Below are 13,566 nucleotides of genomic sequence, written 5' to 3'. Positions count from 1 at the left end.
GTCCGGGCGAACGGGAGAGTGCTCCGGCTACCGGAGCGTTCGATAAGAAAGAAGGAAGACAATGGCACCGAAGAAGAAGGTTACTGGTCTGATCAAGCTTCAGATCAAGGCCGGCGCCGCAAACCCCGCCCCGCCCATCGGCCCGGCCCTGGGTCAGCACGGCGTGAACATCATGGAGTTCTGCAAGGCGTACAACGCGGCGACCGAGGCCCAGCGCGGCAACGTGATCCCCGTTGAGATCACCGTGTACGAGGACCGCTCGTTCACCTTCATCCTGAAGACCCCGCCCGCCGCTGAGCTCATCAAGAAGGCCGCAGGCGTTGCCAAGGGTTCGGGTACCCCCCACACCGTCAAGGTCGCCAACCTCTCGCAGGCACAGGTTCGTGAGATCGCTGAGGCCAAGATGGTTGACCTCAACGCCAACGACATCGAGGCTGCCTCGAAGATCATCGCCGGCACCGCTCGCTCGATGGGCATCACGGTCTCCTAAGTAGGGGCCCCTTCACAACTTTCACCCGTGGCAGCGCCCGCCAGGCGCAGATGACCACATTCTCTCAAGGAGAAAAACATGGCACAGAAGTCAAAGGCCTACCGGGCCGCGGCCGAGAAGATCGAAGCCGACAAGTTCTACACCCCCACCGAGGCAGTCACGCTTGCCAAGGAGACCGGTTCCGCCAAGTTCAACAGCACGGTTGAGGTTGCCCTCAAGCTTGGCGTTGACCCCCGCAAGGCAGACCAGATGGTGCGCGGCACCGTCATCCTGCCCCACGGCACCGGCAAGACCGCTCGCGTCATCGTGTTCGCAACGGGCCCCGCAGCCGAGGCAGCTCTTGCTGCCGGTGCTGACGAGGTCGGCGGCGACGAGCTGATCGAGAAGGTGGCCGCTGGCTACACCGCTTTCGACTCCGCCGTCTCGACCCCCGAGCTCATGGGCAAGGTCGGTCGCCTCGGTAAGGTCCTCGGTCCGCGTGGCCTCATGCCGAACCCGAAGACCGGAACGGTTACGCCGGACACGGCCAAGGCCGTCTCCGACATCAAGGGTGGAAAGATCGAGTTCCGCGTCGACAAGCACGCCAACGTGCACTTCGTCGTCGGCAAGGCCGGCTTCACGGCCGAGCAGCTGGACGAGAACATCAAGGCCGCTCTCGAAGAGATCGTGCGTCTGAAGCCGTCGAGCTCGAAGGGCCGCTACATCCAGAAGGGTGCAGTGTCGACCACGTTCGGCCCCGGCATCCCGCTGGACGTCAACGCCATCTAGTTCTGCGTTTCTCAAGAAGGGCCCGTGTTCGCACGGGCCCTTTTTGCATGCCTGTCGAAACAACTCCGTTGGTTGAGCCTGTCGAAACCCGGGCGTGCTGTGCGAGCATGAAACGCATGAGCAGCGACACGAACGCGCATCCCGTCACCGACTATCTCGCGTCGATCGACAACGACGCAGATCGGGCAGCACTCGAGCGCGTGCTCGACGTCGCCCGCGAGGTCGCACCCGACGTCACGCAGGGCATGAGCTACGGGATGCCGACGCTGCTCTACCGCGGCAAGGGCTATGCCGCGACGATGCAGACCAAGGCGCACCTGGCGCTCTACCCCTTCAGCGGCAGTGTGCTCCCCGAGTTCGAGGCCGATCTCGCCGACTTCTCGCACAGCATCAGCGCACTCCGATTCTCCGCGGAGTCCCCGGTGCCCGCGTCGCTGCTGCGCCGCATCTTCGAGCTGCGCAAGGCGCAGATCGATGCGCAGCTGGCACAGAAACGATAGCGCGGCACCCGAAGTCAGATGGCTTGTGTGCGCGAAACCGCGCCGGTAGCGTGAGGAGTGGCTGACGGGTGCGGGGCGCCATTCGGCACCGCACGCGCCCGTGGTCGGGAGGCATCATGAGTTCCTCCGTCGCCCTGGAGCGGGGGCGCACCGCGTTCGGCGCCCACCGGTGGGCCGATGCGTTCGACGCGCTGCTCGAGGCCGACCGGATCGAGCCGTTGCCCGCGCAGGACCTCGAGCGACTGTCGACGTCGGCTCTGCTCACCGGGCAGGAGACCGTCGGCGTCGACATGGCGACGAGGGCGCACGAGGAGTTCCTCGCGCACGGGGACAGTGTCGCCGCCGCCCGGTGTGCCGCGTGGATCGGGATGTTCCTCTCGATCAGGGGTGATGTGGCGCAGGGCGGCGGCTGGTTGGCGCGGGGTCAGCGCCTCGTGCAGGAGAGCGTGGAGGCGAGCTCGGTCGCGGGCCTCCTCCTCGTGCCGGGGGGATTCGGGGCGCTCGAGGGTGGAGACATCGAGGGCGCGGCGCGCGCGTTCGATGCCGCGTGGGAGGTCGGGGTCGGATTCCACGACCCCGATGTTCTGGCGCTCTCTCAGCTCGGGCAGGGCCAGGTGAGGATCAGCCGCGGTCAGTTGAGCGACGGGCTGGCTCTCCTCGATGAGGCGATGGTCGCCGTGACAGCTGGAGAGGTTTCCCCGGTCCCGTCTGGGATCATCTACTGTGCTGTGATCGGCAGCTGCCGGATGGCCTTCGACCTGCGCCGCGCCCAGGAATGGACGACCGCGCTCGACCACTGGTGCAGCGACCGGCCGGACATGGTGCTGTTCAGCGGAATGTGTCAGGTGCACCGCGCACAGTTGTACACGCTGCACGGCGCCTGGAACGACGCCTTCAGCGCAGCGCGCGCAGCACAGGCGCGAGCCAGGCGCGGGGACTGGAATGCCACATTCGACGCCCTGTACGAAGAGGGCGAGCTGCACCGTCTGCGGGGAGAGGTCGACGCGGCCGCCGAGTGTTATCGACTCGCCAACGAGACCGGCTTCGAGCCGGAGCCCGGGCTCGCGCTGCTGCAGCTGGCCCGGGGTGACGCGCGGTCGGCGCAAAGCCGGATCCGCCGGGCAGTCGGTGGCGCCGATCCGGCATCCCGTCGCCGCCTGCTGGTCGCTCTGGTCGAGATTGAGCTCGCCGTCGGTGACATCACGGCGGCCAGGGCGGGGGCGGACGAGTTGGTGGCGATCACCCCGAGTGGGGCGATGCCCATGCTCGAGGCCATCGCGAATCAGTGCGATGGTGCCGTGCTCATCGACGAGGGCGACGCCGGTACCGCGCTGACCCGGATCCGCAGGGCCTGGGTGCTCTGGCAGGGGCTCGATGCCCCGTACGAAGCCGCGCGATGCCGCCTGCTCGCGGCGCGGGCCTGTCGAGCACTCGGCGACGAGGATTCGGCGACGATGGAGCTCGCGGCGGCGCGCGCTGCCTTCGCGGAGCTGGGCGCGATGGCGGAGCTCGGCGTTGCCGATGAGCTGGCGCTTGCGGGCGCCGCCGTGGTGACGGGGCCGCTGACCGCACGCGAGCGGGAGGTCGTGCGTCTGGTGTCGGCCGGCAAGACGAACAAGGCGATCGCCGCAGAACTGTTCATCAGCGAGAAGACGGTCGCCAGGCACCTCAGCAACATCTTCGCGAAGCTCGGCCTGCCATCGCGCGCCGCAGCGACGGCCTACGCATACGAGCACGGCCTCGTCTGATCTCCGATGGGCAGAATTACCCATGCCGTTTCCGCGGAATGGGCTGCATGCCCGACGCGAGCGGGGGCGGGCGATCCGTAGCGTCGCAGTCATGAACCTTCCACTGCTTGCCGGAGCGATCTCCACCGTGCTCTTCGCCGTGAGCTACCTGCCCATGCTGGCGAAGGCGGTGCACACCCGGGACCTTTCGTCGTACAGCCTGGTCAACATCGCAACCACGAATGTGGCCAATGGCCTGTACTCCCTCTACGTGTTCAGCCTCCCCGTCGGACCGATCTGGTTCCTGCACGGCTTCTACCTCCTCGCATCCGCGCTGATGCTTGTCTGGTTCATCCGCTTCCGCGCGGTCGCCGAGCGCGCGGTGGACGTCGGGCGCGGCCGCCGCATCCAGATGGCGGCCGCATCATGAACTGCGGCATGGCCGCGGGAGCGCTGACGCGTTCCGGAGCGGCGCCGTTGAGTGGCGCTCACATTTCTTCGTGAAAAGTATTGCCAGAAGTTCCCATCGCAGGTACTGTCGTTCCAAAGCGGTTTGCCAAACCGCTTTGCAAGCAGAACTACTCAGTCACTTTGTAGCGAGGACGGTACACGATGGTGTCGATTGCGGACGTCGCCGAGAAGGCGGGTGTGAGCCAGACGACGGTCTCACACGCGCTCAGCGGAAAGCGCAAGGTGAGCGATGCCGTGAAGCGGCGCGTCGAAGACGCCATGGTCGCGCTCGACTACGTTCCCAGCCGATCCGCCCAAAACCTGGCGCTGGGCATGACCAGGATCCTCGCCGTCCTCGTGCCGGACATCGGCAACGGATTCTTCGCCCAGCTCGCCAAGGGAGCGGAAGCCGCCGCGATCGCGCGCGGCTACAACATCCTCATCTGTGGCACCGGCTACGACAACGCACGCGAGGTGCAGTACCTCCAGATGATCCACTCGCGCGCCGTCGACGGCGTCGTGTACACCGCAGGCGAGCCACCGTCGGAGGCCGAGCTCTCGCGCGTCCTCGGCGGAATGCCGACTGTTCTCGTCGACGAGGAGATCGACGGGGCCGAACTGGCATCCGTCGTCTCCGACAACGAGAACGGCGGCCGTCTCGCTGCCGAGCACCTGCTGGCCCTCGGCCACCGTTCGGTGCTCGTCATGGGGGTCACGGGCGTGATCGGTCGGCGTCGTGTGCAGGGCTTCAGCGACGCATGGGCCGAGGGCGGCGGTGAACCGCTCGAGATCGTCTGGGGCACCGTCACGGCCGAGAGCGGCCGGGAGCGCATCGCCCCATTCGTCGAGCGGATCAGGAACGGCGAATTGACCTCAGTGTTCGCAGGGAGCGACCAGATGGCGCTCGGCGCGATGGAACTGCTGCGTGAACACGGACTCTCCGTTCCCCGCGACGTCTCCGTCCTCGGCTTCGATGACAGCCCGGATGCCCGATTCAGCAGCCCGTCACTGAGCACCGTGCGCCAGGACATTCTCGGCCTCGGCGGCCACGCGGTGACGATGTTGATCGACGAGTTGGAAGGGCTCTCGGAGGGCACCGCGCACGTCGTGCTGCCCGTGGAGCTGGTTGCACGAGAGTCGACGGCGCCGTTGGCGCCGGCACGAAACGAAGGATGGCAGTGAGCGTGACTACTCCGGAACCCCAGGCGGTGCACGCCGTTCCCGTTGACCAGGCAACGATGGCAAGCGAGAGCGCGCCACCCCGCGGCTACTCGGTCTTCTTCGGCGATGTGGCCATCGACGAGTACTACATCGCCCCGTACTTCCCTGCCGGTGGCGACAAGGTGAGCGTGCAGACGCTCGAAGAGCAGTTCGGCGGAATGTGCGCGAACGCGGCGTCGATCTTCGCGAACTACGGCATCCCGACGTCATTCATGTCCCAGCTGAACTCCAGGGCGTTGACGCAGCGCTTGCTCACGGAGCTGACGGACGCGGGCATCAGCACGAAGCACGTCATCTTCGATGAGGCCGTTCCCGACTCGAAGTGCATCATCCTGCTCTCGGGCGACCAGCACATCGTCATCATCCCGGACCTGGGCATCACCCACACCGAGATCTCGGTTGACGCCTTCGAGCACATGGCCAATGCCGAGTTCCTCTTCACCAGTCAGACCGACAGCATCCCGTTCCGGATGGGCGAGAAGAGGGCACAGGAGATCTTCCGCGACCTCTGCGATCGCGGGGTGAAGATCGTCATCGATCTCGACGTGTACCACCTCGAGAACCATCCGTCAGGACTCATCGAGTACTGCGACATCCTCTTCATGAACTCGCTCGGTTACGAGCGGTTCCGTGAATCGGGCAACGATGTGCAGTGGCTTCTGCAGAACAGAACCACCGCAATCGTCGTCACGAAAGACAGCGAGGGGTGCGATCTGTACACCCGCGATGGCATCGAGAGCATTCCCGGATACCCCGTGGAGCCCGTCGATGTGACAGGTGCAGGCGACACCTTCTCAAGTTCGTTCCTCTACGCCTATTCGACGACGAAGAACCTGGCCGAGGCCGCGCGGTTCGCCAATGCGGCGGCCGCGCTCTCCATCGGCACGGTCGGCGCGCGTGCCGGGAAAACCGACGCGGCAACTGTCCATGCGTTCATGGCAGAGCAGAGCGAACGACTTGAACTCGCCATTCCGTCCCCCACACACACCTCTCAATGAAGAAATGGTGACAACTATGACCAGCACGACCGGTTTCTCACGCCTGATGAAGAGCTACGGCCGCCTGACGATTTTCATGATTCCGATCGGAATCGCCATCAACTTCGTGGGCGGGCAGATCGCCCTCCTGCTCAAACTCCCCGTCTACCTTGACAGCATCGGAACCATCCTCGTCGGCGCTACCTGCGGCAGCATTCCTGGGGCGCTCGTCGGCCTGGTCTCCAACCTGCTCAACTCGATCACCTCGCCGACGAACCTCCCGTTCGCACTGTTGAACATCATGTTCGGTCTGCTCGCCGGGTGGCTGGCGAAGCGCGGCGTGTTCACCAGCTGGTGGAAGACGCTGCTGAGCGCGATCCCCTTCGCGATCATCGGCGGAGGACTCGGCGCCCTGATGACCATCTGGATCTTCGGTGGCCTGGGCGGCGGCGGCGGTGCCATCATCGTCGGTGCACTGGTTGCCTCCGGCATGGACATCAACACCGCGAACTTCGTCGCACAGATTCCCATGGACATCCTCGACAAGGTGCCGACCGTGATGATCGTCTACCTGATCCTGCTGCGCATCCCCAAGCGTCTCTACGTCAAGCTCCCGCTCGGCTACATCTACCTCAACAAGTCGGCAGCGGCCGCGAAGACGCCCGCGCACGTCTGACGCGGATCACCTTCCGCACAACATCTCTGGAGACGTGACATGTCAAGCGAATTCATTGATGGCTTTCGTCGACCAGCGACGCAGGGAAACGGCATCCGCGATCTGAACCCGATCACGGTCCTCGTGGCCCTCGCGTCGTTGGCGGCAATCGCCGTCGCAATCCCGGGGCTCCTCGCCCCCACCCTCATCTGTGCCAGCTTCGTCGTGATCGCGTTCTGCGCCGGCATCGGTCCGAGCTTCGCCTCGACCTACGCCAAGCTCTTCGCCGTCGTCGGGCTCATCCTGTTCGTTCTGCGCGCCGCATTCATCCCGGGCGAGCAGATCCTGTTCGAGGTCGGCCCCATCGCAGTGAGCATGGAGGGCGTCATCGAGGGGGCCCGCTTCACCCTGGTCGTCATGGCCATGTGCGGAGCGGTGACCTTGTTCTTCTCGTTGATCCCGATGAAATACCTCATGCTCGCGCTTGAGCTCAAGGGGATGACGCCGAAGGCGAGCTACGTGATCCTCGCCTCGTTCCAGTCCATCATCGACCTCGGCAAGAACGCCAAGGTCGTGATGGACGCACAGAAATCCCGCGGGATCGAGACGGAGGGCTCGATCGCCCAGCGCGTTCGTGCATTCGTGCCGATCCTCGCCCCCGTGTTCCTGGCCGCGATGAACGAGACCGAGGAGCGGGCGCTCGCGCTCGACGCCCGGGCATTCAACTCGCGGCAGGCGCACAGCCATCTGGTGATCCTGCACGGCATCCGCACGCGCGACATCGTTGTTCTGTGCGCTGCCGTGACCCTGGCCGCCGCCTCAATCCTGGGAGCTCTGCTGACGTGGTACTAGTGTCGATCAAGAATGTGGGCTTCACCTATGCCTACGCCGACGAGCCGGCGCTGAGCGACGTGTCGCTCGAGATCCAACCTGGCCTGTTGTACGGCGTCGTCGGTCTGAACGCCAGCGGCAAGAGCACGCTCTGCAGCCTCATCCGTGGCCTCATCCCGCATTTCCACGAGGGAGCACTGACGGGAACCGTCGAGATTCTCGGCACGAATCTCGCCGACTGGGACCCAGCGGAGCTGTCGCGCAAGATCGGCTACGTCTTCCAGAACCCGTTCACTCAGATCAGCGGGGTCAAGGACACCGTCTTCGAGGAGATCGCGCTCGGGCTCGAGAACCTCGGCGTGCCGCGGGAGGAGATGATCTCCCGTGTGAGCCAGGTCGTGGCCGAGCTCGGCCTCGAGGCGCTCATCGAGAAGAACCCGAACGGGCTCTCCGGCGGCCAACGCCAGAAGGTCGCCTTCGCGTCGATCATCGCGATGGATGCCGACTTCATCGTGATCGACGAGCCGACCTCGCAACTGGATCCCGAGGCCTCAGAGGCGGTCTTCGAGATCATCCGCGACCTCAAGAGGCGCGGCAAATCGATCATCCTCGTCGAACACAAGATCGACCTGATGGCGGAGTACGCCGACCGCATCATCGTGATGAAACAGGGCCGGGTCGTGATGGAGGGTGACGTCCGCGACGTGCTCACCTCGCCGGTGCTCGACGAGGCCGACGTGCCACGTCCGGAGGTCACGGAGCTGGCCCTCGCGCTCGAGAACGCCGGCCGACCACTCTCGGCCATTCCGATCACACGAGCCGAGGCGCACGTGCTCGTGCGCGAACGCCTGGAAGGACTTGCCCATGCCTATTGAACTGATCAACGCCTCCTTCACCTATCCAGACGGCTCTCCCGCCGTCGAGTCGGTGAACCTCACCATCAACGACGGTGAACGGGTGGCCATCGTCGGCCAGAACGGCGCAGGCAAGACCACGACCGTCAAGATGATGAACGGTCTGCTCCGGCCGAGCAGCGGAAGTGTCGCGGTCGACGGCGTGCTCACGAGCGCGCGGACGACGGCCGTAACCGCGAAAACCGTCGGCTACGTGTTCCAGAACCCCGACGACCAGATCTTCGGGAGCACCGTCAGGGGCGAGCTGGAGTACATGCCGCGGTACCACAAGTGGGATGAGGTCAAGCGGGAGGCGCGCGTCGCCCGTGCAGCCGACCTCACCGGTGTCGCCGAGCACTTCGACGTGAACCCGAACGATCTGCCATTCGCCATCAAGAAGTTCGTCGCGATCGGGGCCATTCTCGTCGGCGAGTGCAGGTACGTCATCCTCGATGAGCCGACGGCCGGCCTCGACAGCCGCGGCCTTGCGCTCCTCAACCGGATGATCGACCAGTTGGAGGCAGAGGGGATCTCGGTGATCACGATCACCCACGACATGCGCTTCGTCGTCGAATCCTTCAACAGGGTCGTCGTCATGGCGCATCGGACCGTCATCGCCGACGCCACGGCCACCGAGGTCTTCGCGAGTGACGGCATCCTCAAGGAAGCCAAGCTCAAGCGGCCGGAGGTCGCTCAGTTGGCCCGCGATCTCGGGCTCAGCCACACCGCACTCCGCCTCGGCGACGTTCTCCCGCTCATCGCCTGAGCGCACCTTCCCGTCAACTTCACTACTGCCCGCGAGGGCAAGAACGGTACGAACATGACCACGAACAGACTTCTCACCACCTTCGATTCCGCCCACCCGGTCTTTGCGATGCTCCACCTCAAGGGTGACGGAACCGCGCAGAAGCTGGAGATCGCCAAGCGCGAGATCGAGACCCTGTGGGCCGGTGGCGTTGACGCAGTGATCGTCGAGAACTACTACGGCTCGGTCGACGAGGTCGTACTCGTCTGCGACTACCTGCGCGCCAGTGCCCCCGAGGTCGTCTTCGGCATCAACGTGCTGAACGATGACTGGCGTGCCTTCGAGCTGGCCAATGAGTACGGGGCCAGGTTCATCCAGCTCGACTCCGTCGCCGGCCACCTCGCTCCGGCCGAAGACGCGGACTTCGCCGCGCGGCTGGCCGAGGAGAGGGCTGCATCGAACACCTTCGTGTTCGGTGGTGTGCGCTTCAAATACCAGCCCTACCTCTCCGGGCGCTCGCTCGAGGAGGACCTCCTGCTCGGCGTTGAACGCGCAGACGCGATCGTCGTGACCGGCGAGGGGACAGGCAAGGAGACACCGCTGGAGAAGACCAGCGAGTTCCGACGCATCGTCGGTGCGGACTTCCCGCTCGTCGTCGGTGCGGGCGTCACCGTTGACAACTGCCGTGCCCAGCTGGAGAACGCCAACGCGGTGATCGTCGGCAGCTACCTCAAGGACACCTACCAGGACACGGGTGACGTGGACGGCGCGCACGTGCGCGAGTTCGTCGCCGCCATCCGTGCGCTTTCCGCACCGGTCGGCAGCGGAGTCTCGGTGTGAGGAAGATCATCCTCGACGTCGACACAGGCAACGACGACGCCGTCGCGATCATGATGGCCGGATTGCACCCGGATCTCACGCTGCTCGGGTGCACAACGGTTGCTGGCAACCTTCCGGTCGCGAACACCACCGAGAACACGCTGCGCGTGCTGCACCACATCGGCCGCAGCGACGTGCCGGTCTTCCGCGGACTCGGCGCCCCATTCGCCCCGCACCCGTTCCCGACACCGGCCGAGTTTGTGAGCTCGGCGACTCCCGTCCACCAGGAGGAACTCGAACTCGCGCCATCCCCGGTGGCCGTCGATCCGACGCCGGCCGTCGAATGGCTCGTCGAGACGCTCCGCGCCGCAACGGAGAGGATCACCCTCGTCCCTGTCGGGCCGCTCACCAACATCGCGGCAGCCATCACCATCGCGCCGGAGATCGTGGATGCCGTCGACGAGATCGTGATCATGGGAGGCAGCGCCTCGCACGGCAACGAGACCTCGCAGGCAGAGTTCAACATCTTTCAGGATCCGGTTGCCGCGCACGTGGTCATGAATGCAGGATTCGACCGGCTGACGCTCGTGACACTCGATGCGACCAGACACGCGCGCGTCTCAGCGGCGCAGTGCCGTGAGCTGGAGGCGCTCGGAACCGCCGGCGCGATGGCGACGGCGCAGATCCTCGACTACTACATCAGGGGGAACGGCAACTCGTCGCCAGACGGTGCCGCAGTGCACGATGCGCTCTGCGTCGCCTACCTGCTCGATCCCGCCGTCATCGAGGTCGCCCGATTGCACGTCGCGATCGACACCGTCGGCTTCCACAGCTACGGTCGCACCCTCATCGACCTCACCGGCATCAGCGGTCAGAGGCCGAACTCATCCGTCGCGCTGAAGGCAGACTCTGCACGATTCTTCGAGCTGCTGCGCGGAACTCTCGCGGCCTAGCGCCGCCTCCACCAGAACGAAAGGTTCGTGCACCCGTGAAACAAGCACTCATCATGGATGTCGACACAGGGGTCGACGACGCCCTGGCATTGCTCTACCTGCTCGCAAGCCCCGAGGCGGAGGTGGTGGCCATCACCTGCACGGCTGGCAATGTCAGTGCGCAGCACGTCGCCAGGAATAACCTGGCCCTGCTTGAACTCTGCGGGGCCAGCCACATCGAGGTGGCGCTGGGCTCAGAGGTTCCGCTTGTGCAGCCCCTCGAGACCGCCGAGGCCACGCATGGCCCGCAGGGCATCGGCTATGCCGAGCTGCCGGAGCCGACCACGTCGTTGTCGCCTCGGCACGCCACAGAGGTATGGGCAGACATTGTGCGCAGTCGCCCTGGCGAGGTCATCGGCCTCGTCACCGGTCCGCTCACCAATCTCGCACTCGCGCTCCGCATCGAGCCTGAGCTTCCTCTGCTGCTCAAGCGCCTGGTCGTCATGGGTGGCTCGTTCAACCACATCGGGAACACCACGCCGACGAGCGAGTGGAACATCGCGGTCGACCCGGATGCCGCCAAGATCGTCTTCGACGCCTTCTCCGTCCTTCCCCCCGAGCGGCGTCCAATCGTGTGCGGCCTCGACATCACCGAGCAGATCGGGCTGCTGCCGGAGGACATCGCGCGCATCGCCGAGCTCGCCGGGAGCACCCCGGCCGAGACGCTCGACCCCGAACAGCCTCGAGGCACCCGGTCGACGGCCTCGAACCACATCGTTCGGCACCTGTCGGACGCGGTGCGCTTCTACGTCGAGAACCAGAACGACAACGGGGACGGCTACCGCGCCCACATGCACGACCCCTTCGCCGCCGCACTTGCAATCCAGCCGGAACTGGCCGAGTACCGCTCGGCCACGGTCGACGTGGAGTTGACCGGAACGCTCACACGGGGCACGACGGTCGCCGACTACCGGGGCATGTGGGGCAGAGAGCACAACGCCGACATCGCCACCTCAACTCAGCCACGCGTTTTCCTCGACCAGTTGGTCGAACGAGTCGGGCGCTTCGCCCGTGACAAGGGAGTTTCATCATGAGCCGCATCCTGTTGGCGGGGGAGTCGTGGTCGACGACGTCTGTTCATTCGAAGGGTTTCGACACCTTCATCACCACGCACTATGAGGAGGGTGCAGGCTACTTCATCGCGGCCCTTGAGGCGGCGGGGCACGAGGTGGTCTTCCAGCCGAACCACGTGGCCGCTGACCGTTTCCCCACCACGGCGGCCGAGCTCGACGAATTCGACGTCGTCGTGTTGAGCGACATCGGCTCGAACACGCTGCTGCTTCCTGCCTCGGTGTTTCAGAGGAGCGTGCGGATGCCGAACCGACTCCAGGTGCTCGCCGACTGGGTGCGGGGCGGTGGAGCACTGCTCATGGTCGGTGGCTACCTGAGCTTCCAGGGAATCGAGGCGAAGGCCAACTACCGGGCCACGGCGCTCGCTGAGGTGCTCCCGGTGGAGATGGAGATCGGCGATGACCGCGAGGAATGCCCGGAGGGCGCGGTGACGGTGTTGGCCACCGAGCACCCGGTCACCAGAGGCATGGACGCCGAGTGGCCGCACCTGCTCGGATTCCACCGGCTTGTCGCCAAACCGGGTGCGCAGGTCCTCGCCACGACCAACGAGCGGCCGATGCTCGTCGTCGATGAGGTTGGTGCCGGCCGGGTGGCCGCCTTCGCGAGCGACATGGGGCCGCACTGGCTACCGGCAGAGTTCCTCGCGTGGGACGGCTTCGCCGCCCTGTGGCCGCAACTGACCGACTGGCTCGCCGCATCCGGCAGCAGCTCGAAGTAGAAGGAAATCGACGAAGAGATGAGTGACGTGACCCTGAGCGATGTACCACCAGCCGGACTCGTCGAGGCGCAGCGCCTCGCGATTCGGTTGGCCGAGGCCGCGGCCGCCGAGGCACGGCCGGGCGAGACCGAACGTGAGGTGCGCGACCGCATCGACGCCCAGGTCGTCGAAGCGGGGGGAACCGGAGTGTGGACGCCGACGACGGTCGGGTTCGGCATCGGAACCCTCAGCTGCTTTCCCACCGATGTTCCGAGCGAGCGCGTGCTGTGGAATCTGGACCTCGGCATGGTCGACGTCCACCCGGTCACCCCAGACGGCTGGTGGGGTGACTGCACCCGCTCCTTCCAGGTGGGCGACAGCGTGGCGCAGGCCCAGGCCCTGGCGACGATCGAGCGGATCCACGCGACCGTGCTCGCAGCGGCGAAACCGGGAATGCGTGCCTGCGACTGGTTCGGTGTCTTCAAGGAAGAGCTCGACAAGACCGAGTTCGTCCTGCTCGATCGCCTCTCGAACATCGGCCACTCGCTCGTGCAGAACTCCTCATACGACGAGGGCTACATCGACGCGTGGAACGAGACGGTGATGACCGGGGCCTGGGCCGTCGAGCCCTTCATCGGCAACCACCTGTACGGGGTGAAGCGGGAAGACGTGGTCTGGTTCGGGCCATCGCGCTGCACGGTCATCGCGTAGTCCACGACGGCAGTTCCAC

Annotated in this window: 16 protein-coding genes; all 16 read left to right on the top strand. The window is 65.5% G+C overall.

Annotated features, from left to right (window positions below; genetic code table 11):
• Positions 1-61: 61 nt before the first annotated feature.
• The gene (gene rplK / locus EV379_RS14575; RefSeq protein ID WP_055840490.1) at positions 62-490 is read left to right on the top strand and encodes a 50S ribosomal protein L11; all 429 of its coding nucleotides are present in this window, start codon (positions 62-64) and stop codon (positions 488-490) included.
• A 78-nt stretch (positions 491-568) separates the two neighbouring features.
• A complete protein-coding gene (gene rplA / locus EV379_RS14570; RefSeq protein ID WP_130506772.1) occupies positions 569-1,258 on the top strand; it encodes a 50S ribosomal protein L1 in 690 nt (229 codons plus the stop codon).
• Positions 1,259-1,374: 116 nt separating this feature from the next.
• On the top strand, positions 1,375-1,758 hold the full coding sequence (locus EV379_RS14565) for an iron chaperone (RefSeq protein WP_130506771.1): 384 nt from the start codon (positions 1,375-1,377) through the stop codon (positions 1,756-1,758).
• A gap of 116 nt (positions 1,759-1,874) precedes the next feature.
• Complete coding sequence (locus EV379_RS17540) at positions 1,875-3,506, top strand: helix-turn-helix domain-containing protein (RefSeq protein ID WP_130506770.1); 1,632 nt, start codon at positions 1,875-1,877, stop codon at positions 3,504-3,506.
• Between the two features lie 91 nt (positions 3,507-3,597).
• Positions 3,598-3,915, top strand: a complete 318-nt coding sequence (locus EV379_RS14555; RefSeq protein ID WP_130506769.1) for a hypothetical protein — start codon at positions 3,598-3,600, stop codon at positions 3,913-3,915.
• Positions 3,916-4,097: 182 nt separating this feature from the next.
• Positions 4,098-5,117, top strand: coding sequence for a LacI family DNA-binding transcriptional regulator (locus EV379_RS14550; protein ID WP_130506768.1), 1,020 nt, complete (start codon positions 4,098-4,100; stop codon positions 5,115-5,117).
• Positions 5,118-5,119: 2 nt separating this feature from the next.
• The gene (locus EV379_RS14545; protein ID WP_207226266.1) at positions 5,120-6,154 is read left to right on the top strand and encodes a carbohydrate kinase family protein; all 1,035 of its coding nucleotides are present in this window, start codon (positions 5,120-5,122) and stop codon (positions 6,152-6,154) included.
• Positions 6,155-6,170: 16 nt separating this feature from the next.
• Entirely contained in the window at positions 6,171-6,809 is a 639-nt protein-coding gene (locus EV379_RS14540) for an ECF transporter S component (protein ID WP_165397381.1), read from the top strand.
• Between the two features lie 39 nt (positions 6,810-6,848).
• Positions 6,849-7,640 (top strand): energy-coupling factor transporter transmembrane component T, encoded by a 792-nt coding sequence (locus EV379_RS14535; protein ID WP_130506765.1) that lies wholly within the window; start codon positions 6,849-6,851, stop codon positions 7,638-7,640.
• A complete protein-coding gene (locus EV379_RS14530; RefSeq protein ID WP_207226265.1) occupies positions 7,640-8,494 on the top strand; it encodes an energy-coupling factor ABC transporter ATP-binding protein in 855 nt (284 codons plus the stop codon). Before EV379_RS14535 ends, EV379_RS14530 begins: the two co-directional genes overlap by 1 nt.
• Positions 8,484-9,278 (top strand): energy-coupling factor ABC transporter ATP-binding protein, encoded by a 795-nt coding sequence (locus EV379_RS14525; RefSeq protein WP_130506763.1) that lies wholly within the window; start codon positions 8,484-8,486, stop codon positions 9,276-9,278. The genes EV379_RS14530 and EV379_RS14525 overlap by 11 nt, the downstream gene beginning before the upstream one ends.
• Positions 9,279-9,332: 54 nt before the next feature.
• Positions 9,333-10,097, top strand: coding sequence for a BtpA/SgcQ family protein (locus EV379_RS14520; RefSeq protein WP_130506762.1), 765 nt, complete (start codon positions 9,333-9,335; stop codon positions 10,095-10,097).
• A complete protein-coding gene (locus EV379_RS14515) occupies positions 10,094-11,029 on the top strand; it encodes a nucleoside hydrolase (RefSeq protein ID WP_207226264.1) in 936 nt (311 codons plus the stop codon). Before EV379_RS14520 ends, EV379_RS14515 begins: the two co-directional genes overlap by 4 nt.
• A 35-nt stretch (positions 11,030-11,064) precedes the next feature.
• Complete coding sequence (locus EV379_RS14510; protein WP_341273538.1) at positions 11,065-12,102, top strand: nucleoside hydrolase; 1,038 nt, start codon at positions 11,065-11,067, stop codon at positions 12,100-12,102.
• Positions 12,099-12,857, top strand: coding sequence for a glutamine amidotransferase (locus tag EV379_RS14505; protein WP_130506761.1), 759 nt, complete (start codon positions 12,099-12,101; stop codon positions 12,855-12,857). The genes EV379_RS14510 and EV379_RS14505 overlap by 4 nt, the downstream gene beginning before the upstream one ends.
• A gap of 18 nt (positions 12,858-12,875) precedes the next feature.
• A complete protein-coding gene (locus EV379_RS14500) occupies positions 12,876-13,547 on the top strand; it encodes a M24 family metallopeptidase (RefSeq protein ID WP_130506760.1) in 672 nt (223 codons plus the stop codon).
• Positions 13,548-13,566 lie beyond the last annotated feature (19 nt).

Origin of the sequence: Microterricola gilva (assembly GCF_004217495.1) — a bacterium.
Lineage (GTDB): Bacteria > Actinomycetota > Actinomycetes > Actinomycetales > Microbacteriaceae > Microterricola > Microterricola gilva.
This window is presented reverse-complemented; position numbering and strand designations above follow the sequence as displayed.

Bases quoted from the DNA above. Each gene is read 5' to 3' on its own strand.
- EV379_RS14540 (WP_165397381.1), top strand. From the start codon at position 6,171: ATGACCAGCACGACCGGTTTCTCACGCCTGATGAAGAGCTACGGCCGC.
- EV379_RS14565 (WP_130506771.1), top strand. From the start codon at position 1,375: ATGAGCAGCGACACGAACGCGCATCCCGTCACCGACTATCTCGCGTCG.
- EV379_RS14505 (WP_130506761.1), top strand. From the start codon at position 12,099: ATGAGCCGCATCCTGTTGGCGGGGGAGTCGTGGTCGACGACGTCTGTT.
- EV379_RS14500 (WP_130506760.1), top strand. From the start codon at position 12,876: ATGAGTGACGTGACCCTGAGCGATGTACCACCAGCCGGACTCGTCGAG.
- EV379_RS14520 (WP_130506762.1), top strand. From the start codon at position 9,333: ATGACCACGAACAGACTTCTCACCACCTTCGATTCCGCCCACCCGGTC.
- rplA (WP_130506772.1), top strand. From the start codon at position 569: ATGGCACAGAAGTCAAAGGCCTACCGGGCCGCGGCCGAGAAGATCGAA.
- EV379_RS14535 (WP_130506765.1), top strand. From the start codon at position 6,849: ATGTCAAGCGAATTCATTGATGGCTTTCGTCGACCAGCGACGCAGGGA.
- EV379_RS14555 (WP_130506769.1), top strand. From the start codon at position 3,598: ATGAACCTTCCACTGCTTGCCGGAGCGATCTCCACCGTGCTCTTCGCC.
- EV379_RS14550 (WP_130506768.1), top strand. From the start codon at position 4,098: ATGGTGTCGATTGCGGACGTCGCCGAGAAGGCGGGTGTGAGCCAGACG.
- EV379_RS17540 (WP_130506770.1), top strand. From the start codon at position 1,875: ATGAGTTCCTCCGTCGCCCTGGAGCGGGGGCGCACCGCGTTCGGCGCC.
- rplK (WP_055840490.1), top strand. From the start codon at position 62: ATGGCACCGAAGAAGAAGGTTACTGGTCTGATCAAGCTTCAGATCAAG.
- EV379_RS14525 (WP_130506763.1), top strand. From the start codon at position 8,484: ATGCCTATTGAACTGATCAACGCCTCCTTCACCTATCCAGACGGCTCT.